Raw genomic sequence first — 21,676 nt, forward strand, 5'->3', positions numbered from 1 at the left:
AGGGCCCGCCCGCATCGGCCGCTCCGCCGGCCGGCCCACCGCCGGCCCCCGGCGCACCCCGGAGGCGGTCCGCCGAGGCTGGTCACCGCGTCCTTCGGTCCGGCCGGCGAGGCTCATCGGCCGGACCGGACCGGACCGGACTCGCCTCGGCCGGTCGCGTCACGGAGCCGGACGTTCCCCCGACCCCCGGACGATCAGGCGGGTGGGCACGGTGAGGGTGCGGGCGCGGGAGCGGTCGCCGTCGAGGCGGGACAGGGCGGCGGTCGCGGCGGTGCGGCCGATCTCCTCGGGGTCCTGGGCGACCACGGTCAGCGCCGGTTCGAGCGCGTCCGCGAGGGCCACGTCGTCGAAGGCGACGACCGCGACGTCCTTGCGGTGGCTGCGGGCGAGTTCGGTCACTATGCCCAGCGCGACGATGTTGTTGCCGGCGAACAGGGCCGTGGGCGGATCGGGCAGGGCCAGCAACTGCGCGGTCGCCGCCGAGGCGCCGTGCTGGTCGTGGGCGTTGGTGACGAGGGAGCGGTCGTCCGGGAGGCCGGCCTCCCGCAGTGCCTCGCGGTATCCGGCCAGACGCTCGCGGCGCGTGTAGAGCTTGGTGGGCAGGTCCCCGATGAAGCCGATACGGCGGTGGCCGTGGGCGATGAGGTGGGCGACGCCGTCGTGGGCGCCCGAGCGGTTGGTGCTGACGACGCTGTCCGTGGCGAGGCCCGTGCCCGGCCGGTCGAGGAAGACGACGGGCAGCCCGCCGGACCGGTGCGGCTTGAGGTGGGAGTGGTCGGCGCCGACGGAGGGGACGACCATCAGGACGCTGACCCGGCGCGCCAGGAACGTGGCGGTCAGGGCGCGTTCGCGCTCGGGGTCGTCCGCGGAGGAGCCCATGAGCAGGGTCAGCCCCCGGTCGCGGACCGTGTCCTCGATGCTGCTGGCCACGGCCCCGAAGAAGGGGTTGCCGAGGTCGGGGATGACCAGTCCGACGGTGGTGTCGGGGCCGCCGACGCGGATGTTGCGCGCCATGAGGTTCGGCTGGAAGCCCAGCCGGGCCACGGCGGCGAGCACCTGTTCCCTGGTCTGCGCGGAGGCGGGTCCGTCCTCGTTGAGGACGCGGGAGACGGTCTTGGCGCTGACACCCACTTCACGGGCGACATCGGCCAGGGTGGGGCGGCGGCTGGCTGCCATGGAGGTGCGGATCTCCTGTGCTCGTCGGTTCCGCCCGCGGCCTCGGGCGGATCCTTGGAGTCGAATCGTGTCGCCAGAACCTGTGCGAGCGGGTTCTAGCCGGCCTGGACCCCGGCGGCCTTGGCGGCCTCGGAATCCGTCACGACAGTATCTCCGGCCGCGTCGATGGTGAGCGCGCCGGTCATGACGGCGACGACCTCGGCCATCGAGTAGTCGGACGGCTTGATCACGGCGGCGCGCCTGCCGAGGCGGTGGACGTGGATCCGGTCGGCGATCTCGAAGACGTGGGGCATGTTGTGGCTGATCAGGACGACCGGCATGCCCTTGTCGCGGACGCGGCGGATCAGGTCGAGGACCTGGCCGGACTCCTTGACGCCGAGGGCGGCGGTGGGTTCGTCCATGACGACGACCGAGCGGGCCCAGGCCACGGACCGGGCCACGGCGACGGCCTGCCGCTGTCCGCCGGAGAGGGTCTCCACCGACTGGGTCAGCGAGCGCAGCCCGATCTTCAGATCGGCCATGTGCTCGGCGGCCTCCTGCCGCATCCGCTTCTTGTCCAGCATCCGGAAGACACTGCCGAGGACTCCGGGGCGGCGCAGTTCCCGGCCGAGGAACATGTTCGAGGCGATGTCCATCGAGGCGGCCACGGCCAGGTCCTGATACACCGTCTCGATGCCGTGGGCGCGGGCGCTCTGCGGGCCGGAGAAGGTGATGGGCTCTCCGTTGAGCCGGATCTCGCCGGCGTCCGGCACCACCGCGCCGGTGAGCGCCTTGATGAGGCTGGTCTTGCCGGCGCCGTTGTCGCCGATCACGGCGAGGACCTCGCCGGGCAGCAGATCGAAGTCGGCGCCGTCGATGGCGGTCACCTGGCCGTAGCGCTTGACCAGACCGCGGGCCTGGAGGACGGGGGTGGGGGAGTCCGAGGTGGTCATCGGGCCTTCTTCCGGGAGATCTGGTCGACGGTCACCGCGAGGATCACCAGCACACCGGTGATCAGGGTCTGGTAGATGGAGGCGACGCCCATCAGCTGGAGCCCGTTGCGGAAGACACCGACGATGAGCACGCCGATGAACGTGCCGAGGACCGAACCCCGGCCGCCGAACAGGCTGGTCCCGCCGAGGACCACGGCGGTGATGCTGTCGAGGTTGTCGGTCTGGCCGGCCTGCGGGTCGCCGACGCCGGTGCGGGAGATGAGCAGCAGGGCGGCGACGCCGTACAGCAGACCCGCCACGGTGTAGATGCCGATGGTGAGCCGGGAGGTGCGGATGCCGTTCAGCCGGGCCGCCTCCTGGCTGTTGCCCAGCGCGTAGACGTGGCGGCCCCAGCCGGTACCGCTGAGCGCGTAGGCGAACAGCAGGAACAGGGCGACGGTGACGAGGGAGCCGTAGGTGATGTCGGTGCGGCCGAGCGGGAAGGTCTCCCCGAGGGCCGTCAGCGGGCCGGGCAGACCGGTGACGGTCTGCTCCTCGGAGTAGATGTGGGTCAGCGCGAACGCCACGTTGAGCATGCCGAGGGTGACGATGAACGGCGGCAGCGGGATCTTCTGCACCAGCAGCCCGTTCAGCAGCCCGAAGCCGCCGCAGACCACCAGGCCCAGGGCGATGGCGACGAACGGGGACACCGAGCCCTCGGCCGCCATCTTGGCGATCACGATGCTGCCGAACGCCATCACGGCACCGCACGACAGGTCGATGCCGGCGGTGAGGATGATCAGGGTCTGTCCGATGGCGAGGGTGCCGACCACCATGACCTGCTGCACGATCAGCGAGAAGTTCCCGCCGGTGAGGAACTGGTCGGTGAAGAAGGAGAAGAAGGCGCAGGCCAGGAGGAGGGCGACCAGTGGGCCGGTGGTGGGTGCCGTGAGCAGTCTGCGGGCCGTGGTCGGTGCCTTGAGCTCGGCGTACGGCGTGGTCGTGGCTGTCATGCGGAGTCCTTGTCGGAAGACAGATGTCCTTGCCGGTCCCCACGGGGGCTCACCACGGGGGACAAGGAGACGAGGGGGCGGCCGTCCCCGGTCGGGGGGGGGGTGGGGCCGGCCGCCCCGCTGAGGGGGAGGGCGGCGTCGTACGGGGCAGGGGGCGTCGTACGGGCCGGGCGCGGGCGGCTCAGCCCCAGCAGTTCTCCAGGCCGAAGGCGGTGTCCTGGGAGGAGACCCCGTCCTGCGCCTTGTCGGTGATCAGGGTGACGCCGGTGTCGGTGTACCCGGAGGCCTTCTTGCCGTCCTTGGCGTACGTCACCACGGCCTTGACGCCCTCGGCGGCCATCTTCAGCGGGTACTGCTGCGAGGTCGCGGCGATCTTGCCGTCCTTGACGGCCTGGGTGCCGGTGCAGCCGCCGTCGACGGAGACGACGAGGACGTCCTTCTCGCGGCCCTTGGCCTTGAGCGCGGTGAACGCGCCGAGGGCGGCCGGCTCGTTGATGGTGTAGACGACGTTGATGTCCGGCTCCTTCTGGAGGCAGTTCTCCATCGCCGTCTGGCCCTTGGCCTGGTCGCCGCCGGTGTCCTGGGCGCAGACCACGTCCTTGTCGGTGGCGCCGAAGCCCTTGAGGAATCCGTTGTGCCGCTGGACACCGACGGAGACACCGGGCGCCAGGTCGAGGGTGGCTATCTTCGCGGTCTTGCCCGCCATGGCCGCCTTGGCGTACTCGCCGATCAGCTGCCCGGCCTTGAGGTTGTCGGTGGCGAAGAGGGCGTCGACCGCGCTCTCCGGCTCGGTCGGCGTGTCCAGCGCGATGACCAGGACGCCCTTGGCGCGGGCCTTCGCGATCGCGGGCACGATGGCCTTGGAGTCGCTCGGGGTGATCAGGATGCCCTTCACACCGGCGGCGACCATGTTCTCGATCGCGGTGACCTGCCCGGCGTTGTCGCCGTCGAACTTGCCGGCCGCGGACATGAGCTGGACGCCCTCGGACTTCGCGGCCTTCTCCGCGCCTTCCTTCATCTTCACGAAGAACGGGTTGGTGTCCGTCTTGGTGATCAGACCGACCTTGACGCCGCCCGAGCCCGATCCGGAGCTCGCGGAGTCCGAGCCGGAGCCGGACCCGCAGGCCGTCAGGGTCAGGGCCGCGACGCCCATGACCGCGGCGGCTCTGAGGAGGGAGGTGGACGGACGAGTGGTGCGAGACATGAACGACTCCTGCGGGATTGCGAGCGGCGCGGCCGGCATCGAGGGATGCCGTCCCGAGTTGTCATCGTTGACTTATGTCATCGTTGACACTGCATGGCGAGGATGATGGACTCCGTCTCCCGGAAACGTCAATGCCCTCCGCCCGTCACGAATCGGCAACGTCCCACAGCCGTCCGCGCCGTCGCACGGCCGCCGTCCCACGGTCGCCCGCAGAGAAGAGCAGCCCATGAGCCCGCGTCAGATCACCGTCCTCGGAGAGTGCGTCGCGGACGCGTTCACCGAGCCCGCGAGCGCCCCGAACGAGCTCGCCCTGCGGGTCCTGCCGGGCGGCGGACCGGCGAACACGGCCGTCTCCCTGGCCCGGCTCGGCACCCCGGCCCGCTTCCTCGCCCGGCTCTCCGGGGATGTGTTCGGCCGGCTGTTCCGCGGCCACCTGGAGGCGTCCGGGGTGGACCTGTCGTACGCCGTCCCGGCCGCCGAACCCAGCACCCTGGCCGTGGCCGAACTCGACGACGGCGGTCAGGCTGCGTTCTCCTTCCACGCGCAGAACACCGCCGACTGGCAGTGGACGGCCGAGGAGCTGGCCCGGGTCGACCTGTCCGGCACCGCCTGTGTGCACACCGGATCCCTGGCCCTGGTCCGCGCGCCCGGCGCGGCCGTCGTCGAGGACTTCCTGGCCGCGGCCGCCGCCCGGACGACCGTCAGCATCGACCCCAACGTCCGCCCGCTGCTGGTCGATCCCGACGTCTACCGCGCCCGGCTGGCGCACTGGTGCTCCCTCGCCGACATCCTGCGCCTCAGCGAGGACGACCTGGAGCTGCTGCTGCCGGGCACCGCGCCCGAGCGGGCCTGCGACCTCTGGCACGCGGCCGGGGTCCGGCTCGTCGTGATCACCCTCGGTGCGCGGGGCGCCCTGGCCTCGCTCGACGGGGAACGGGTGCGGGTGCCCGCGGTGACCGTACAGGTCGTCGACACCGTCGGCGCGGGCGACTCCTTCACCGCCGGACTGCTGCACCACCTCGGCGCCCGCTCGCTCCTCGGCGGCCGGCTGACGGACGTCGGCCTCGACGACGTCACCGAGGCCTGCCGCTTCGCCGCCCGGGTCGCCGCCCTGACCTGCTCGGTCGCCGGACCCAACCCGCCCTGGCGGAGCCGCCTGGAGGAGTCCGCACCCCCGTTCGCCGACGCCGCCCGAGACTGACCGAGGCCGACCGACAACGACCGACAACGACCGACAACGACAAGGACCCGAGACGATGACGAAGACACTGCTCGCCGAGTTCACCGCCCGCGAGGGCGCCGAGGACGAGGTCGCCCGGCTGATCGGGGAGTACGCCCGCACGGTGCGCGAGGAGGAGGGGAACCTCGCCTTCGACGTGTACACCAAGGCCGCCGCCCCGCGTGCCTACTGGATCTTCGAGGTGTACCGGGACGAGGACGCCTTCCAGGCGCATCTGAAAGCCCCGTACGGCGGCCCGTTCAACGCGGCGCTCGTCCCGCTGATCGAGGAGGACGCCTCGGTGCTGACGTTCCTGGAAAAGCGCTGACCTTCCTGGAACAGCAGAAAGAGGCGGGAGACCCGCCCCTTGCCACTCTCAACGTATAGCGCACCGGGGGGCTTGCGGCAAGGCCCCCCTCGTACCGCAGAATCCCAGGTCGTGGCCAGGATCCAGCGGAGAAGTGAGATTCACGAAGTGCGTGTGCCGAGTGCGTTCGACCTCCCCGACCAGCTCTCCCGTAAGGCCGATCCGGCGCTGATCGCCGCCGACGAGCGGCACTTCGCGGCCGTCGCGGAGTGCCTCGAGGAGTCGATCGCCGAACTGTCCGACCTCCTCGACGCCGAACTCAGGGCACCCGGCGGCACCGGCCGCCAGGCGATGGACCGGGACATCGAGGTCCACCGCCTGACCGGCCGGCTGCGCACCCTGCGCCGGTTCGGACTGGACCTGTGCCTCGGGCACATGGCCGGCGCGGACGGCTCCGAGCCCGTGTACGTCGGACGGCTCGGCCTCACCGACGCCGAGGGCCGCCGGCTGCTCATCGACTGGCGCTCCCCGGCGGCCGAGCCGTTCTTCGCCGCGACCCACGCCGACCCGATGGGCCTCGCCAGCCGCCGCCGGTACCGCTGGACCCGGGGCCGGATCAGCGACTACTGGGACGAGGTGTTCACCGCCGACGGGCTGGAGGGGCATGCCGCCGCCCTGGACGACCAGTCCGCCTTCATCGCCAGTCTGGGCGGCAACCGCTCGGAGCGGATGCGGGACGTGCTCTCCACCATCCAGGCCGACCAGGACGCCATCATCCGGGCGGGCTCGCGCGGTGCGCTCGTCGTGGACGGCGGCCCGGGCACCGGCAAGACCGTCGTCGCCCTGCACCGCACCGCCCACCTGCTCTACTCCGACCCGCGCCTCGGGCACCGCCGCGGCGGGGTGCTGTTCGTCGGCCCGCACCGGCCCTATCTGTCGTACGTCGCCGACGTGCTGCCGAGCCTCGGCGAGGAGGGCGTCCAGACCTGCGTCCTGCGCGACCTCGTCCCCGAGGGAGCCGGCGCGAGTGTCGAGACCGACCCGGAGGCGGCCCGGCTGAAGGCGTCCGCGGACCTGGTGAAGGCGATCGACAAGGCCGTCCGGTTCTACGAGGAGCCGCCCGCCGAGGGCATGACGGTCACCGTCGACCTCACCGACGTACGGCTGACCGCCGCCGACTGGGCCGAGGCCTTCGACGCACCCGAACCCGGCACCCCGCACAACGAGGCCCGCAACCAGATCTGGGAGCGGCTCGTCGAGATCCTGCGGGACCGCTACGACGGCGACGACCTGCCGCCCGAGCAGTTCCGCCGGGCGCTGCGCCAGGACAAGGAACTCCTCGGCACCCTCCAGCGCGCCTGGCCGCTGCTGGAGGCGGCCGACCTGGTCGGGGACCTGTGGACGGTGCCCGCGTACCTGCGGATGTGCGCTCCCTGGCTGAGTTCCGACGAGGTACGACGGCTCCAGCGCGCCGACGCCCAGGCCTGGACGGTGTCCGACCTGCCGCTGCTCGACGCGGCCCGGCAGCGGCTCGGCGACCCGGAGGCGGCGCGGCGCAGACAGCGCAACAAGGCCGTCCTCGCCGCCCAGCGCGAGCGCATGGACCATGTCGTGGACAACCTGATCCACGCCGTGGCCGACTCCGGCGCCGACGGGGACGACGGCGAGGGCCTGGTGACCATGCTGCGGGGTGCGGACGCCCAGGTCAGCCTGGTCGACGAGTCCGAACTGGCCGTCCTCGCCCCCGATCTGCTCGCCGGCCCGTTCGCGCACATCGTCGTCGACGAGGCCCAGGAACTCACCGACGCCGAGTGGCAGATGCTGCTGTCGCGCTGCCCGTCGCGGAGCTTCACCGTCGTCGGGGACCGCGCCCAGGCCCGGCACGGGTTCACCGAGTCGTGGCGGGAGCGCCTGGAGCGGATCGGACTCGACCGGATCGACCTGGCCTCCCTGAGCGTCAACTACCGCACACCGGCCGAGATCATGGCGGAGGCCGAGCCGGTCGTCCGGGCCGCGCTCCCGGACGCCAACGTCCCGACCTCCATCCGCAGCAACGGCCTCCCCGTCGTCCACGGATCCGTCGCGGACCTGGACACCGTCCTCGACGGCTGGCTCGCCGCCCACGCCGACGGGATCGCCTGTGTCATCGGCGCCCCGGGCTTCCCCGGGACGCCCCGGGTCCGCTCCCTGCCCCCGGAGCTGACCAAGGGCCTGGAGTTCGACCTGGTCGTCCTCGTCGACCCCGAGAAGTTCGGCACGGGCGTCGAAGGGGCGGTGGACCGCTATGTCGCGATGACCCGCGCGACCCGCCAACTCGTCGTCCTCACCGGCTCCTGATCCTGTCCGGCGCCCTGTCCGGTGCCCCGTCCGGTGCCCCGTCCGTGCTCCGCGGCCCGTGCGGGCCGGCCTTGTTCACACACCGGTCAGATCCAGCAGGACCTTGGAGGCGACGGACCGGTCGTGGGCGAGGTCGAAGGCGGTCCGGCACTCGGTGAGCGGGAACGTGTGCGTCACGATCGCGTCCACCGGCAGGCCCCCGGCGAGCAGACCGATCGCCGCGTCGAACTCGCCGTCGAAGCGGAACGCGCCGCGCAGCTCCAGTTCCCGGGTGACGGCGAGGTTGCCGAGCAGCGGCACCTCGCCGGGCGGCAGCAGACCGAGCAGCACGACCGTGCCGCCCCGGCGCACCCGCTCGACACAGGTGCGCAGCCCCGCGGGCGCCCCCGACGCCTCGACGGCGATGTCGAACGGCTCCGTCCAGGCGGGGTGACCGGGGTCGTCCGCCCGGACCGTGCCGTCGGCCCCGGACGCGGCGGCGATGCGCAGCGGGGTGTCGAGGAGGTCGCTCACGACGACCTCGGCGGCGCCGCGGTGGCGCAGGACTGCGGTGACCAGGCAGCCGATCGGTCCCGCTCCGGTGACCAGCACCCGTCGGCCGGGTACGTCACCGGCCCGGTGCACCGCGTGCAGGGCCACGGACAGCGGCTCGGCGAGGACGGCGCGCCGCGGGGCGAGCCCGGGCGGCAGGGTACGGATCTGGGCGGCCGGCACGGTGACGAGCTGGGCGAAGCCGCCCTGGACGTGGGGTGTGCGGGCGGCGCTGCCGAGGTAGCGGGCGTCGCCGCAGATGTTGCGGCGGCCCGTGGCGCAGGCGGCGCACCGGTCGCACGGGGTGGCCGGGTGGACGGCCACCGGGGTGCCGACGGCGGGCCCGTCGGCGCCGGGCCCGAGGGCGGCGACGTGCCCGACGATCTCATGGCCGAGCACCAGGGGTTCCTGGACGGTGAAGTCCCCGACCCGGCCGTGACGGTAGTAGTGCAGGTCCGATCCGCAGATGCCGCCGAGGGCGACCGACACGGTCACCTGCCCGGGACCGGCGGCGACGGGCTCGCGGGCTTCGACCCGGAGGTCTCCCGCCCGGTGGACGACACAGGCGCGCATGGTGGGGTCTCCCGGGGTCACAGGACCGAGAGCATGCCGCCGTCGACGTACAGCAGCTGCCCGTTGACGAAGTCGGAGGCGGGGGAGGCGAGGAAGATCAGGGCGCCCACGAGGTCGCCGACCTCGCCCCAGCGGCCGGCCGGGGTCCGTCCGCGGACCCAGGCGCTGAACTCCTCGTCGGCGACCAGGGCCGAGGTGAGCTCGGTGGCGAAGTAGCCGGGGCCGATGCCGTTGACCTGGATGCCCAGGGGGCCGAGGTCGGCGCACATGCCCTTGGTGAGCATCTTCAGGCCGCCCTTGGTGGCGGCGTAGGGGGCGATGCCGGGGCGGACCGCCTCGCTCTGGAGCGAACAGATGTTGACGATCTTTCCGTGGCCCCGGGGGGCCATCCGGCGTGCCACCTCGCGGCCGACGAGGAAGGCGCTGGTGAGGTTGGTGGCGAGGAGCCGGTGCCAGTCGTCGTCGGTGAACTCCAGGAGCGGGGCGCGGTGCTGGACACCGGTGTTGTTCACGAGGATGTCGATCGGCCCGGTCTCCTCCTCGATCCGTGCGACGCCCGCGCCGACCGCCGCCGGGTCGGTGACGTCGAAGGCGGCCGTGCGCACCCGGTCCCCGAAGAGGGCGGCGAGTTCGGCGCGGGCCTCTTCCAGGGCAGCGGGGTCGCGGCCGTTGAGGACGACCGTGCACCCGGCCTCCAGCAGCCCCTCGGCCAGCGCCTGGCCGATGCCACGGCTGGAGCCGGTGACCAGGGCCACCTTGCCGGAGATGCCGAAGAGGGGGTGGCTCGTACGGGGGTCGCTCGTACGGGGGTGGCTCGTACGGGGGTGGCTCATGCGCCCGCTCCCGTGGGGGCGGCCGGGGCGCCGGGGAGCGCCGGGCCGCCCGGCAACGGGGTGCGGGCGGGGCGGTCGGCCAGGACGTCCAGGATGTTGTCGACGGCCAGGTCCACCATGGCGGCCCGGGTGGCCTCCGTGGCCGATCCGATGTGAGGGAGCGTCACGACGTAGGGCTCCGCCACCAGCGGGGACAGCTCCCGTCCCATCGGTTCGCGCGCGAAGACGTCGAGGCCCGCCGAGTGCAGCCGCCCGGCCCGGACGGCGTCCAGCAGCGCCCGCTCGTCCACGACACCGCCGCGCGCGGTGCTGACCAGGGTCGCCGTGGGTTTCATCGCGGCCAGCTCCCGGGCCGAGATCAGATGGCGGGTCTCGGGGGTGAGCGGCACATGGAGCGAGACGACGTCGGACTCGGCCAGCAGTACGGCCAGGCTCACCGGCGTCGAGAGGCCTTCCTCGGCGGCGTACGGGTCGTGGTGCAGGACGCGCATGCCGAAGCCCTGGGCCCGGCGGGCCACCGCCCGGCCGATCTGGCCGTAGCCGATCAGGCCGAGGGTCGCTCCGTGGACGTCGAGGCCGAGGAAGTCGCGCATCCGGAACAGGTCCCAGGAGCCCGCGGCGAGGCCGGCGCCGGCGGCGCCGATCCGGCGGCGGGCGGCCAGGATCAGGGCGAAGGCGAGGTCGGCGGTGGTCTCCGCGAGGACGCCCGGGGTGTGGGTGACCACGATCCCCCGCTCGGCGGCGGCGTCCCGGTCCACGTTGTCGAAGCCCATGCTCGCCAGGGAGACGACCCGCAGGGCGGGCCCGGCCGCGTCCATGAGGGCGGCGTCCACGGGGTCGTTGCCCAGCGCGAGGACGGCGCTCACGCCCCGCGCCAGCGCGGCCAGCTCGTCGGGCCCGGGCCTGCCGGTCCCGGACCAGGCCACCACCTCCGCCGCCCCGGCCAGCCGGTCCGGGCCGGTGCCGGGCAGATTCTCACGAGTGGTCAGCACACGCTTCTTCATGGCGTGGACGCTAATCGCGACATCCGTCGGAAACAAATAGCGGTTCAATGTGACGCCATTGTCACTCCTTATCGAAAGCGGTGACCAGTTCGAGGAAAAGGTCGTGCACGGCCAGTGCCGGTTCGGAAAGCGGCTGGCTGTCCGAGGTCACCAGGGAAAGCTGCACCCGGATCACCGGATGCGCGATCCGGCGCACGGTCAGCGCGCGCACGTCGAGGATCGCGCGCGCCGCCGACCAGGGCAGGACGGTCGCCCCGAGGTCCGCGTCCACGGCGTTGACGAGTGTCAGGGCGGACTCGACCTCGCCGACCACGTTCGGGCGCAACGCCGCCTGCTGAAAGGCCGAGTCCACCACCTGACGGATGGTGTGGATACGGCTCGGCAGCAGCAAGGGCACCTCCGCGAGCTCCTCCAGGGCCACCTCGCCGGCCTCCCCGCCGTCCGTGGGCGCCCCGATCAGATACAGGTCCTCCGAGCGCACGGGTTCGAACTGCACGCCCCGCAGCGGGCCGGCCCCGTAGATGAACGCCATGTCCATCCGCCCGGTCATGATCGCCTCGCTGATCACTCCGCCGAAGTTCTCGTTGATGTGCAGCAGGATGTCCGGATACCGCTCGCGCACACTCCTGAGCAGCGGCAACGCGAGCGCGGCGCCCATGCTGTACGGCGCGAGGCCCACCGACACACTGCCCGCGGGAGCCCGGCCCGAGACCTCCACGGCGGCATGCGCGAGGTCCACCTGCCGCAGGATCAGCTGCGCGTGCCGGTACAGCGCCCGCCCGGCCTCCGTCGGCGCGACCCCGCGCTTGCTGCGGATCAGCAGCTGCTGCCCGAACTGCGCCTCCAGCGCGGAGAGCTGCTGGCTCAGGGCGGGCTGCGCGATGTGCAGGATGTCGGCCGCGCGCGTGATGCTCCCCGCATCGACGATCTTGATGAAGGAGTAGAGCCGTCTGGTGTCCATGCGCGAACCCTCCCGTCGAGCGGAGCCTCATCGTAGGGAGCGGCGGGTGTGAGCCGCGTCATAGCGGTTCGCGATAACGCCAAAGTGAACGCGTATTGGTGGTCCGGTGAGCGGAGCACTACCTTGTGGGAAACATCCCGGCGCTGTCATTCGCCCGGCAATTCCCTCTTTCCCCTCTCTCTTTTCCCGCAGAGGTTTCTCTTCTTCTTTCCCTTTCTCATTCTCGGAGGCGTCATGGCCCGCACGGTCGATCTCGTGGCCGATCTCGGCGAGGGATTCGGCGCCTACACGATGGGCGACGACGAAGCGCTCCTGGAACTGCTCACCTCGGCCAATGTCGCCTGCGGGTTCCACGCCGGCGATCCGCGCATCATGGACGCCACCGTCCGGACCTGCGTGGCGCGGCAGGTGGCCGTCGGAGCCCACCCCGGCTTTCCCGACCTGGCCGGCTTCGGCCGCCGCGCCATGGATCTGACGCCGGAGGAGGTGCGCACGGACGTCCTGTACCAGATCGGCGCACTCCAGGCCTTCGCCGTCGCCCACGGCACCCGCGTCCGGCATGTCGCCCCGCACGGCCGTCTGGGCAACCTGGTCGCGGTGCGCGCCGACTACGCAGGGGCCGTCGTGGACGCCGTCGCCGCGCTGGACGAGTCGCTGATCGTCCTCGCCCAGGACGGCGAACTCGCCGACGCCGCCCGGGCCCGCGGACTGCGCGTGGGCATCGTGGGCATCGCCGACCGCGCCTACCGCGGGGACGGCACCCTCGTCCCGCGCTCCGAGCCCGGGGCTGTGATCCACGACCCGGACGAGATCGCCCGGCGGACGCTGCGGATGGTCACCGAGGGCCTGATCACCGGCGTCGACGGGACGGACGTCCCGATCACCTGTGACACCGTCCTCCTGCACGGCGACACCCCCGGAGCACTGGCGCTGGCCCGCCGCATCCGCGCACAACTCCTCGCCGCGGGCGTCGGGATCGCCCCGCTGGACGCCGTACTGGACGGCAAAGGGGCCCGCGTGCCGAGCGGCGAGGGAGCCCGGGTGTGAACGGGAACCTCACCGTCACCGACTGCGGTGACTCCGCCCTGGTCGCCCGCGCCGTCGGCCTCGACACCGAGCGGGCCTGGCGGCTCGTCCACGCCCTCGCCGACGCCCTCGACGCGGTACGGCTGCACGGTGTGCACGGGCTGGTGCCCACCTACGACGCCCTGCTCGTGGAGTTCGACTGCGCCGACACCGACCACGACACCGTCCGCCGGGTCCTGTGGCACGAGGCCGCCCGCATCGGCGCCGACCCGGAACCGGCGGCCCCGCCCCGGCGTTTCGTCGTCCCCGTCGTCTACGGCGGCGCGTACGGCCCCGACCTGCCCGAGGTCGCGGCCGGGCTCGGCCTGACGCAGGACGAGGTGGTCGCCCTCCACACGGGATCCGATCTCACCGTGCGCTGCCTCGGCGCGCCCGCCGGGGCCCCCATGATGGACGGCCCGCCCTTCCCGGCCCCCGTGCCGCGGCTCGCCTCGCCCCGCACCCGGGTCGATCCCGGCTCGGTCGCCGTCGCCGGCCGGCAGGCGGTGATCTGCCCGATGCCCTCGCCCGGCGGCTGGCCCCTGCTGGGCCGCACCCCCGTACGCGTCCTCGACCTCCACGGCGACCCCCTCACCCCCTACCGGCCCGGCGACACCTTCCGCTTCGTCCCCCTCGCCCCCGAGCGGTGGGACGACCACGCGGGCACCCCGCTGGCGGCCTGCCGTGGCTGACACCCTCACCGTCCGCACCGCGGGCATCGCCACCGTGCAGGACCTCGGCCGGGTCGGCCGCTCCCGCCACGGGCTGCCCGCGGGCGGCGCCCTCGACCAGCACTCGGCACGCGTCGCCAACGTGCTGTGCGGCAACGACGAGACCGCCCCGCTGCTGGAACTCACGGCACTCGACTTCGCGTGCACCCCTTCCAGCGACGTCCTGATCGCCGTCACCGGGGCACCCGCCCGGCTGACCGTCGACGGCACCGCCCGCCCCCAGTGGGAACCGGTGTCCGTGCGGGCCGGCGAGACCGTCCGTGTCACCGGCATCCGCCTCGGCCTGCGCGTCTACCTCGCCGTCCTCGGCTCCTTCGAGGCCGACTACCTCCAGGGCAGCTGTGCCCCCGACACCGTCCTGGGCTTCGGCCCGGTCCTGCGCCCCGGTGACGCGCTCACCCTGCGCACCGCCTGCCCGCCGCTCGACCACCCCTACTCCCGCATCCCGCTCTTCCGGCTGCACGCCCCCGTCCCCCCGTTCCCCGCCGAGCGGATCATCGACGTCACCGACGGCCCCGACCGGGCCGAGTTCGGGGACAGCGCGGCCCGTCTGTTCGGCACCCCGTTCACCGTGAGCCCGCAGAGCAACCACATCGGACTGCGGCTGCGCACCGAGGCGCCCCTGCCCCGCCGGGTCACCAGCGGCGAGGTGCTCTCCCGGGGCGTGCCCGTCGGCGCCGTGGAGGTGCCCGCCGGGGACGAACTCCTCGTCCTGCACCGCGGCCGCGGCGTCACGGCCGGCTACCCCGTCCTCGCCGTCGTCACCGCCACCGGACTCAGTGCCCTCGGCCAGGCCCGCCCCGGCGAGACCCTCCGCTTCCGGCACCGCACCCTCGCCCAGGCGGTCACCGCCCACCGCGCGCAGCGCCTCGCCATCGACGCCCTGCGCACCCGCGTCCGCACCGCCTTCGGCACCCTCCGCATCCCCGTCCCCGCCGACGGCTGACCCCGCATCCCTCCGCACGGCCTCCCCAGCCGCCCAGCCCAGCCCAGCCCCGCTCAGCCCAGCCCCGCCCGTCCCGTCCCGTCCCTCCCCGACAGGAGACGCCATGAGCACCGTGGCCGCCGCTCAGCCGGTACCCAACACCGTCGACCCGAGAACCGCCCGGAAGATCACCCTCGCCGGATGCGTCGGCATCTTCGCCGAGCTCTACGACAACGGCATCTTCGGCTTCATGGCCGGCACCCTGGCCGCCGTCTTCTTCCCCGGCTCCGAGAACGCCGTCCAGCTCGTCTTCCTGGGCTACGCCGTCTCGTTCTTCTTCCGCCCCCTGGGCGGCATCATCTGCGGCCACCTCGGCGACCGCATCGGACGCCAACGGATGCTGGTCTTCGTCATCCTGCTCATCAGCGTCGCCACCGCGGCCATCGGCGTCCTGCCGACGTACGCGAGCATCGGCGTCGCCGCCCCCGCGCTGCTGATCCTGCTGCGGGTCGCCCAGGGCTTCTCCGTCGGCGGCGAGGCGTCCGGCGCGATGAGCTTCCTCGCCGAACACGCCCCGGAGGGCAGGCGCGGCCTCTACACCAGCTACGCCCAGATCGCCTCCTTCCTCTCCCTGCTCACCGGCACCCTGATCGCCGCCGCCATGACCAGCGGACTCGGGGCCGAGCGCATGGAGTCCTGGGGCTGGCGCATCCCGTTCCTGCTCGCCGTGCCGCTCGGCGTCACCGGCATCTACATCCGCAAGCGCATCAGCGACACGCCCAACTTCACGCGCCTCCGGGAAGAGGGCGGCCTGGCCAGGAACCCCCTCAAGGAGGCCTTCTCCTCCGCCGAACACCGCCGCGCCATGCTGCTGGCCCTGTTCATCCCCCTGATGAACGGCTCCGGCTACTACGTCCTGTTCAGCTACATGCCCACCTTCATGAGCACCGAGCTGGGCTTCGGCAAGGTCCAGGGCCTCCTCGTCACCGCCTCCAGCCTGGTGGTGATCTGTCTGGCCATCCCGTACATGGGCCGGCTCTCCGACCGGCTCGGCCGCAAGAAGGTCATCGCCGGCGCGGCGATCGCCATGGCCGTCGTCGGCGTCCCCTGTTACCTCCTCATCGGCACCGGCAGCGTCCCCCTCGCCGTCCTCGGCGCCTGTGTCATGGCCGCCGTCTTCGCCGGGCACACCGGCGTCATCCACATCCTGCTCGTCGAGCTCTTCCCGACCCGGGTCCGCTACTCCGCCTACGGCCTCGGCTACAACGTCTCCGCCGCGCTCTTCGGCGGCACCGCCCCGCTGCTGATGACGTATCTCATCGACCGCACCGGCGACGTCCACATGCCGGCCTACTACGCCGTCCTCACCGCCCTGGGCACCCTCGTCGCCGTGTCCCGGGTCAAGGACCGCGCCCATCTGCCCCTGCGCGACGTCTGACCCCGCCCCCCGACAAGGGCCCCCACCCCACCAAGGAGCACACCCGCATGCCCATCTCCGACTACCGCACGGCTCTCGTCACCGGAGCGTCCACCGGCATCGGAGCGGTGGTCGTCGAACGGCTGGCCAAGCGCGGCCTGCACGTCCACGCGCTCGCCCGCCACGCCGAGCGCCTCCAAGCCCTCGCCGACGCCACCGGCTGCACCCCGCACGCCGTCGACATCACCGACACCGAGGCGCTCACCGCCGTACTCGACGGCCTGGAGATCGACGTCCTGGTCAACAACGCCGGGGTCTCGCGCACCGGCAACATCCTGACCGCCGACGAGTTCGCCGTCGACGAGCAGATCGCCGTCAACATCCAGGCCGTCCTGCACCTGGTACGGCTGCTCATGCCGGGCATGGCCGAGCGCGACCTCGGCCACATCGTCAACATCAGCTCCATCGCCGGCGTCTACAACTTCGGCGGCAACACGATCTACCACGCCACCAAGGCGGCCGTGCACACCCTCTCCCGGCAGTTGCGGGTGGACGGCTACGGCCGCCGGATCCGGGTCACCGAGATCTGCCCGGGCCGGGTGGAGACGGAGATCTTCGGCCGGCTGCTCGGCGACATGGAGGAGGCCCAGCGGCAGTTCTACGACGGCTACGAGTCCCTCAAGCCCGAGGACATCGCCGACGCCATCGAGTTCGCCGTCGACTCGCCCCGGCACGTCAACATCGGCCACATCGAGATCCTGCCCACCTTCCAGGTCCCCGGCGGCCTGAACTTCGAACGCCGGGAGGGCTGAGCGGATGACCACGGCAGCGCGCGTACGCCGTATCAGCCCCTCGCCCAGTGTGGCGGCGGCGCAGCGGGTGCGTGAACTCAAGAGCCAGGGGCTCACCATCCACGACCTCACCGTCGGCGAGCCCGACTTCGACACCCCCGCACACGTCAAGGCCGCCGCGATCCGGGCGATCGAGGCGGGCGAGACCAAGTACACCTCCGTCAACGGCACCCCGGCCCTGCGCGCCGCGATCATCGAGAAGCTGAGGCGGCGCCACGGCCTGGAGTACACCGACGGCACCATCACCGTCGGCGGCGGAGCCAAGCAGGTCATCTTCCTCGCCCTGACGGCCACCCTCGACGAGGGCGACGAGGTGGTGATCCCGGCCCCGTACTGGGTGTCGTACCCCGACATGGTCCGCGCCAACGACGGCACCCCCGTCGTCGTCGACTGCCCGGAGTCCGACGGCTTCAAGCTGACCCCCGAGCGCCTGCGCCCGGCGCTCACCGACCGGACCCGCTGGGTCGTCCTCAACACCCCCGGAAACCCCACCGGATCCGCCTACACCACCGCCGAACTCCGCGCCCTCGCAGCGGTGTTGCTGGAGCATCCGCACGTCCGTGTCCTCACCGACGAGATCTACGACGAGATCTGGTACGACGACGGCGCGAGCCCGTCCCTCGCGGCCGTCGAACCCCGCCTGGCCGACCGGGTGTTCCTCACCAACGGCGTGTCCAAGACGTACGCCATGACCGGCTGGCGCCTCGGTTACGGAGCGGGCCCCGCCGATCTGGTGACCGCCGTCAACACCCTCCAGTCGCAGATCTCCTCCTGCCCGTCCTCCATCAGCCAGGCGGCCGCGGCCGCCGCGCTCGGCGGACCGCAGGACTTCGTCCGTGAGAGCGTCGAGGTCTACCGGGCCCGCCGGGACACCACGGTGAAACTCATCCGTGAGATACCGCAGTTGACCTGCACGACCCCCAGCGGCGGCTTCTACCTCCTGGTGAACTGCCGGGCCGCCGTCGGCCGGCTCACGCCCACGGGGCACCGGATCCAGGACGACGAGGACTTCGCCCGCCATCTGCTGGACAGCGAACAGGTGGCGGTGATCCACGGCTCCGCGTACGGCGCGCCCGGCTACTTCCGTATCTCGTTCGCCACCTCCACGGAGGTCCTCACCGAAGCCTGCGCCCGCATCGCGGCCGCCTGCGCCGCCCTGTCCGAAAGGCCGTCATGATCCGCGTCAGCACCAAGTTCGACCGCCCCGCCCCGGAACTCGTCGAGCGCCTCGGCAGCTACTCCTCGGCGACCATCCACGAAGCCCAGGGGCGACTCGGCGCGCTCGACTCGTCCATCAAGCCGGTCGACCACCGGATGTCCCTGTGCGGGCCCGCGTTCACGGTCCGGTGCGCGCCCCGGGACAACCTGATGCTCCAGACCGCCATCGCCTACGCCCGCCCCGGCGACGTCGTCGTGGTCTCCGCCGGCGCCTACCGGGAGGCCGGTTCCTTCGGTGACGTCCTCGCCAACGCCTGCCGGGCCAAGGGGCTCGCCGGGCTGGTCACCGACACCGGGGTCCGGGACACCGAGGACCTCAGGGCCCTCGGCTTCCCGGTCTTCTCCCGCGGCGTCTGCATCAAGGGCACGGTGAAGGAGACCGTCGGACCCCTGTGCGAGCCGATCACCGTGGGCGGCGAGCTGGTCCGCCCCGGCGACGTGATCCGTGCGGACGCCGACGGCGTCGTCGTCGTACGGCGCGAGGACGCGGCGGAGGTGGCGGCCGCGTCCCGGGAACGGGTCGAGGTCGAGGCGGGCTACATCGCCGCGTACCGGGCGGGCAGGTCGGTCGCCGAGCTGTGCGGCCTCACCCCGCTCCTCGCGGCGAAGGGCCTGGTGATCGACGAGGAGTGACACCACCCGCCGTGGCCGGTCAGCCGGTGCGGTAGAGCGCGGTGAGCAGTTCCACCACGAGCTGGGTGGCGGGGTGCGGGTCGTCCCGCCACCAGGCGAGCCGTACGACGATCGGCTCGGCGTCGAGCACCGGAAGGTAGGCGGACCGGGGCTGAGGAACCGGCGCCCGCCGGAGGCCACCGCGCCGGGGCCGGCTGCGCTGCCTCGAACCGCTACGGCCGTCGGTAGGCCGAAGGGTCGGCATCCGCTCCGGGATCCCGATGTGCCCGGCGCGACAAGCGCGCGACCGACTGCTTCCCACCTGCCCGTTCTTGGCTCCGCAGATCCTCGGGCTCGAAGCGGCCACGGGCGTGGCGGCGGCCGAACTCCTCAAGCTCGACGGTGACCAGCGGGAGATGGCCGCGTACGCCAGCGAGCATGGGCTCGTCCACCTGCCGCCAGAAGATCTCCTTGAGGACCGGCGCGGAGCGTGGCGGCGATGTCGGTCATGGGCGCCGGGTTCTCGGTGGCGACGTCGAGGTCCTGGCTGGGGCGGTTCACGAGGCGGTGGGCCGCACGGCATATCCGCCGGTGAGGGCCCAGGGGATACCGGAGCCGAGCGCGATCACGTCCTCTAGGAGCCGGGTGTGCAGCTCCGGCATGTCCGTCACGCGACTGGCCGGGTGTGGGAGGCAATCCGAGGGAAGGCGTCTTCCCATACGGCGCGCACGCTGCGGCCGACGAGAGAGAGGTCCACCGGCGCGGGTGCGGGATGTTGTGGGCTGGAGGACATGACTCCGTTCTGGAGGCTGGGAAGTCGCGCGGGTCATGACGGGCGAGCCGACGTCTGGAGTGGGCGGCGCGGGTCCGTGCCGGGTGAGCTGGTTGTGGCAGCGTGTTCCGCGCCGAGCAAGAGGCGTGGCCGGTCGGCATGACGCTCTGTGCAGCGAGCGGGAGTCCCGGTTCCGGCCCCATGCCCAGAAAAGTCCCAGAGGCGCCGCCACTTCCCCGTCCGCCTCATCTTCATGCAGGTCGGGAGTGGTGTGGCGGCGCTTCGTCCGACGACCTTCAGATGTCCCGGAAGAGACCAGCGAACTCCCTGGCCTGCAGTGATGGGTGGCTAGAGGCTGCTGACCTGCGTGAATGGCCTTTCGGCTGTTTCACGCTCATGCCTGTTGATGTAGCCGGAAGTCCCAGAAAAGTCCCAGGAGACTCCCACTGCCCGCTGTCACTCTTTCGGCTCTATCCAGAGTGTGCGAGTGAGATGCGGGCTGGGGTTAGTGCATCGGTGGTCGGCCGTGAACGAACGGCAACGCGTGCTTCTCGAACGGCTTGCGGCCGGAGAGGAGCCCGGAGGCTGGGCGCCGGGTGAATGTCGGCTGATGCCCTGCGTGATCGCTGGCTCCTGACGGTCAGCCGCGGTGGTGGTGACGTGCGTATCGAGGTCACTGAGGCCGGCCGGTTCCACCTTTGGCATGGTCATCATCCCGACGACCCGGCGTTCGCGGACGTCGGTGTTCATAGGGAGTCCGCCCGACCAGAGGCGTCGGCGAAAGGGGGAGGACGGTGCGAGACCACGAGTCGAAGGCGCAGTCTGACGCCCTACAGCGAACGGCCCGTCGCGCGCGCTCGACAGGCGAAGGCGCGGAAGTTGATCGAGCGGCTGGCTATCGAGGGGCGTGTCCGCCTTGCCGACCCCGATGACGACGAGGTTGCGGAGTGGCGGCGCGTGGTCAATTACGCGAAGCGACACGGTTTGGAGCCGCAGGGCAAGCGCATCGAGAAGGCGGGCTTCGGCGCACGGGGGTTGGAGATGCGCCTTGTCGAGGGCCCGCACCCCAATTCACGGAGCCAGCGGCCGAGAGACGACGCGTCGGTGGTCCCGGTCTCCGCGCGACTGAGTGGCCTGCATCCTGTTGTGGTTGCGCTCAGGGACGACGAGGGGCAGTTGGTGATTCCGTCTGTGCTCCGTCGCCGGTCGCTCCTGATGCTGCAGGCGCTGGCTGCCGAGGCGGTGCGGCGGGGCTACGAGGTCAGGCGCGGCCGGTTGTCCTACTCGCGGCGTGAAGGCGGGGTGGACGTGGTCGTCGACGGCTTCGCGCACGCGGTCACCGTCAGGCAGGAGTTCCCGCAGTCCACGAATCCCGAGCGCTCCGCGCGTCTCGTTGTCGAGCTTGACCACGGACGTTCCGGTCAGTCGGGCCGACCGGGCCGATGGCGGGATCGGAAGGACCGGGTGCTTGAGGACGCCCTGGGCTTGATTCTCGGGGAGATCGAGGCGCGAGTGCTGGAGGACGCACAGCGCAGAGAAGTCGAGGAGCGGGCCAAAGCGGAGCGTGCAGTTCGCTGGCGAGTGGCCGTGGAGGAGGCGAAGGAGCGAGCTATTCAGGATCAGCTCGCCAAGGTGCTTCGTGAAGAGGCCGAACGCTGGCGGGAGGCCGCTTTGCTCGGTGCGTACTGCACGGCACTGGAACGTCGTCTCGGCGAGCTGGGCGGTGCCATGGACGAGTCGGTTCTGGACTCGGCCCGGCGCTGGTTGGAGTGGGTGTACGGCTACGCGCGGGCGATCGACCCCTTGACCCGGCTTCCGGGAATGCCGAACACGCGTGAACCGACGCCGGAGGAGCTCGAACCGCATCTGAAGGGGTGGAGCCCCTACAAGCCGGAATGACGAGATGGACGGTGAGTTGGGAGCGAGCGGCCCGTTGAACGACCCCTGGGGGACGAAGGGTTCCAGATCACCTCGACCATTGCCTCAGGCTTCCCCGAAGGTGCCGTACTTCGAACG

19 protein-coding genes and 2 pseudogenes are annotated in these 21,676 nt (G+C 72.0%); 11 read left to right on the forward strand and 10 right to left on the reverse strand.

From position 1 onward, the window contains the following. Nucleotides 1-159: 159 nt before the first annotated feature. The 4 genes from AQJ64_RS00650 to AQJ64_RS00665 form a co-directional block, all read right to left on the reverse strand. Nucleotides 160-1,176: a LacI family DNA-binding transcriptional regulator gene (locus AQJ64_RS00650; RefSeq protein ID WP_055635590.1), complete on the reverse strand. Its 1,017-nt coding sequence runs from the start codon at nt 1,174-1,176 to the stop codon at nt 160-162. Nucleotides 1,177-1,271: 95 nt separating this feature from the next. Then, nucleotides 1,272-2,108: an ATP-binding cassette domain-containing protein gene (locus AQJ64_RS00655; protein ID WP_055635591.1), complete on the reverse strand. Its 837-nt coding sequence runs from the start codon at nt 2,106-2,108 to the stop codon at nt 1,272-1,274. Further along, nucleotides 2,105-3,100: an ABC transporter permease gene (locus AQJ64_RS00660; RefSeq protein ID WP_059202301.1), complete on the reverse strand. Its 996-nt coding sequence runs from the start codon at nt 3,098-3,100 to the stop codon at nt 2,105-2,107. Before AQJ64_RS00660 ends, AQJ64_RS00655 begins: the two co-directional genes overlap by 4 nt. A gap of 181 nt (nt 3,101-3,281) precedes the next feature. Then, on the reverse strand, nt 3,282-4,304 hold the full coding sequence (locus AQJ64_RS00665; protein ID WP_055634426.1) for a sugar ABC transporter substrate-binding protein: 1,023 nt from the start codon (nt 4,302-4,304) through the stop codon (nt 3,282-3,284). Nucleotides 4,305-4,530: 226 nt separating this feature from the next. Here AQJ64_RS00665 and AQJ64_RS00670 point away from each other — a divergent pair, with 226 nt between their 5' ends. The 3 genes from AQJ64_RS00670 (at nt 4,531) to helR (ending at nt 8,167) form a co-directional block, all read left to right on the forward strand. Further along, a complete protein-coding gene (locus AQJ64_RS00670) occupies nt 4,531-5,505 on the forward strand; it encodes a carbohydrate kinase family protein (protein ID WP_055634425.1) in 975 nt (324 codons plus the stop codon). A 55-nt stretch (nt 5,506-5,560) separates the two neighbouring features. Further along, nucleotides 5,561-5,851 carry a putative quinol monooxygenase gene (locus tag AQJ64_RS00675; protein ID WP_055634424.1) on the forward strand — a complete coding sequence of 97 codons (291 nt, stop codon included), beginning with the start codon at nt 5,561-5,563 and terminating at the stop codon, nt 5,849-5,851. Between the two features lie 138 nt (nt 5,852-5,989). After that, entirely contained in the window at nt 5,990-8,167 is a 2,178-nt protein-coding gene (gene helR, locus AQJ64_RS00680; protein WP_397804727.1) for an RNA polymerase recycling motor ATPase HelR, read from the forward strand. A gap of 75 nt (nt 8,168-8,242) precedes the next feature. On the opposite strand, the gene AQJ64_RS00685 is transcribed toward helR, so the two are convergent. The 4 genes from AQJ64_RS00685 to nac all read right to left on the reverse strand — a co-directional run bounded on the left by AQJ64_RS00685 (nt 8,243) and on the right by nac (nt 12,069). After that, nucleotides 8,243-9,271, reverse strand: coding sequence for an L-idonate 5-dehydrogenase (locus AQJ64_RS00685; RefSeq protein WP_055634422.1), 1,029 nt, complete (start codon nt 9,269-9,271; stop codon nt 8,243-8,245). Between the two features lie 17 nt (nt 9,272-9,288). Beyond that, a complete protein-coding gene (locus AQJ64_RS00690) occupies nt 9,289-10,104 on the reverse strand; it encodes an SDR family oxidoreductase (RefSeq protein ID WP_059202302.1) in 816 nt (271 codons plus the stop codon). Continuing rightward, entirely contained in the window at nt 10,101-11,108 is a 1,008-nt protein-coding gene (locus AQJ64_RS00695; protein WP_059202303.1) for a 2-hydroxyacid dehydrogenase, read from the reverse strand. Before AQJ64_RS00695 ends, AQJ64_RS00690 begins: the two co-directional genes overlap by 4 nt. 61 nt (nt 11,109-11,169) lie before the next feature. Continuing rightward, the gene (gene nac, locus AQJ64_RS00700) at nt 11,170-12,069 is read right to left on the reverse strand and encodes a nitrogen assimilation transcriptional regulator NAC (RefSeq protein ID WP_055634899.1); all 900 of its coding nucleotides are present in this window, start codon (nt 12,067-12,069) and stop codon (nt 11,170-11,172) included. 234 nt (nt 12,070-12,303) lie between these two features. Between nac and AQJ64_RS00705 the strand changes: the two genes are divergently transcribed. The 7 genes from AQJ64_RS00705 to AQJ64_RS00735 all read left to right on the forward strand — a co-directional run bounded on the left by AQJ64_RS00705 (nt 12,304) and on the right by AQJ64_RS00735 (nt 18,909). After that, nucleotides 12,304-13,116 carry a LamB/YcsF family protein gene (locus tag AQJ64_RS00705; RefSeq protein WP_055634898.1) on the forward strand — a complete coding sequence of 271 codons (813 nt, stop codon included), beginning with the start codon at nt 12,304-12,306 and terminating at the stop codon, nt 13,114-13,116. Then, nucleotides 13,113-13,826, forward strand: a complete 714-nt coding sequence (locus AQJ64_RS00710) for a 5-oxoprolinase subunit B family protein (RefSeq protein ID WP_059202304.1) — start codon at nt 13,113-13,115, stop codon at nt 13,824-13,826. The genes AQJ64_RS00705 and AQJ64_RS00710 overlap by 4 nt, the downstream gene beginning before the upstream one ends. After that, a complete protein-coding gene (locus AQJ64_RS00715) occupies nt 13,819-14,811 on the forward strand; it encodes a 5-oxoprolinase subunit C family protein (protein WP_059202305.1) in 993 nt (330 codons plus the stop codon). The genes AQJ64_RS00710 and AQJ64_RS00715 overlap by 8 nt, the downstream gene beginning before the upstream one ends. A 103-nt stretch (nt 14,812-14,914) precedes the next feature. Beyond that, on the forward strand, nt 14,915-16,228 hold the full coding sequence (locus AQJ64_RS00720; RefSeq protein WP_055639102.1) for an MFS transporter: 1,314 nt from the start codon (nt 14,915-14,917) through the stop codon (nt 16,226-16,228). A gap of 47 nt (nt 16,229-16,275) precedes the next feature. Beyond that, nucleotides 16,276-17,019 (forward strand): SDR family oxidoreductase, encoded by a 744-nt coding sequence (locus tag AQJ64_RS00725; RefSeq protein ID WP_059202306.1) that lies wholly within the window; start codon nt 16,276-16,278, stop codon nt 17,017-17,019. A gap of 4 nt (nt 17,020-17,023) precedes the next feature. Then, entirely contained in the window at nt 17,024-18,235 is a 1,212-nt protein-coding gene (locus tag AQJ64_RS00730; protein WP_059202307.1) for an aspartate transaminase, read from the forward strand. Next, complete coding sequence (locus tag AQJ64_RS00735) at nt 18,232-18,909, forward strand: 4-carboxy-4-hydroxy-2-oxoadipate aldolase/oxaloacetate decarboxylase (protein ID WP_055631712.1); 678 nt, start codon at nt 18,232-18,234, stop codon at nt 18,907-18,909. Before AQJ64_RS00730 ends, AQJ64_RS00735 begins: the two co-directional genes overlap by 4 nt. A 19-nt stretch (nt 18,910-18,928) precedes the next feature. Here the strand turns inward: AQJ64_RS00735 and AQJ64_RS47605 are convergent. Together AQJ64_RS47605 and AQJ64_RS50415 are read right to left on the reverse strand one after the other, a co-directional pair. Next, nucleotides 18,929-19,051 (reverse strand): annotated as a pseudogene (locus tag AQJ64_RS47605) (LysR family transcriptional regulator); the annotation flags it as partial. 314 nt (nt 19,052-19,365) lie between these two features. Continuing rightward, nucleotides 19,366-19,550, reverse strand: a pseudogene (locus AQJ64_RS50415) (hypothetical protein); the annotation flags it as partial. 989 nt (nt 19,551-20,539) lie between these two features. Here AQJ64_RS50415 and AQJ64_RS00740 point away from each other — a divergent pair. Beyond that, nucleotides 20,540-21,559 (forward strand): hypothetical protein, encoded by a 1,020-nt coding sequence (locus tag AQJ64_RS00740; RefSeq protein ID WP_240512450.1) that lies wholly within the window; start codon nt 20,540-20,542, stop codon nt 21,557-21,559. The last annotated feature ends 117 nt before the right edge of the window (nt 21,560-21,676 follow it).

Origin of the sequence: Streptomyces griseoruber (assembly GCF_001514205.1) — a bacterium.
GTDB lineage: Bacteria > Actinomycetota > Actinomycetes > Streptomycetales > Streptomycetaceae > Streptomyces > Streptomyces griseoruber.

Bases quoted from the DNA above. Each gene is read 5' to 3' on its own strand.
- AQJ64_RS00650 (WP_055635590.1), bottom strand. From the start codon at position 1,176: ATGGCAGCCAGCCGCCGCCCCACCCTGGCCGATGTCGCCCGTGAAGTG.
- AQJ64_RS00655 (WP_055635591.1), bottom strand. From the start codon at position 2,108: ATGACCACCTCGGACTCCCCCACCCCCGTCCTCCAGGCCCGCGGTCTG.
- AQJ64_RS00660 (WP_059202301.1), bottom strand. From the start codon at position 3,100: ATGACAGCCACGACCACGCCGTACGCCGAGCTCAAGGCACCGACCACG.
- AQJ64_RS00665 (WP_055634426.1), bottom strand. From the start codon at position 4,304: ATGTCTCGCACCACTCGTCCGTCCACCTCCCTCCTCAGAGCCGCCGCG.
- AQJ64_RS00670 (WP_055634425.1), top strand. From the start codon at position 4,531: ATGAGCCCGCGTCAGATCACCGTCCTCGGAGAGTGCGTCGCGGACGCG.
- AQJ64_RS00675 (WP_055634424.1), top strand. From the start codon at position 5,561: ATGACGAAGACACTGCTCGCCGAGTTCACCGCCCGCGAGGGCGCCGAG.
- AQJ64_RS00685 (WP_055634422.1), bottom strand. From the start codon at position 9,271: ATGCGCGCCTGTGTCGTCCACCGGGCGGGAGACCTCCGGGTCGAAGCC.
- AQJ64_RS00690 (WP_059202302.1), bottom strand. From the start codon at position 10,104: ATGAGCCACCCCCGTACGAGCCACCCCCGTACGAGCGACCCCCGTACG.
- AQJ64_RS00695 (WP_059202303.1), bottom strand. From the start codon at position 11,108: ATGAAGAAGCGTGTGCTGACCACTCGTGAGAATCTGCCCGGCACCGGC.
- nac (WP_055634899.1), bottom strand. From the start codon at position 12,069: ATGGACACCAGACGGCTCTACTCCTTCATCAAGATCGTCGATGCGGGG.
- AQJ64_RS00705 (WP_055634898.1), top strand. From the start codon at position 12,304: ATGGCCCGCACGGTCGATCTCGTGGCCGATCTCGGCGAGGGATTCGGC.
- AQJ64_RS00720 (WP_055639102.1), top strand. From the start codon at position 14,915: ATGAGCACCGTGGCCGCCGCTCAGCCGGTACCCAACACCGTCGACCCG.
- AQJ64_RS00725 (WP_059202306.1), top strand. From the start codon at position 16,276: ATGCCCATCTCCGACTACCGCACGGCTCTCGTCACCGGAGCGTCCACC.
- AQJ64_RS00730 (WP_059202307.1), top strand. From the start codon at position 17,024: ATGACCACGGCAGCGCGCGTACGCCGTATCAGCCCCTCGCCCAGTGTG.
- AQJ64_RS00735 (WP_055631712.1), top strand. From the start codon at position 18,232: ATGATCCGCGTCAGCACCAAGTTCGACCGCCCCGCCCCGGAACTCGTC.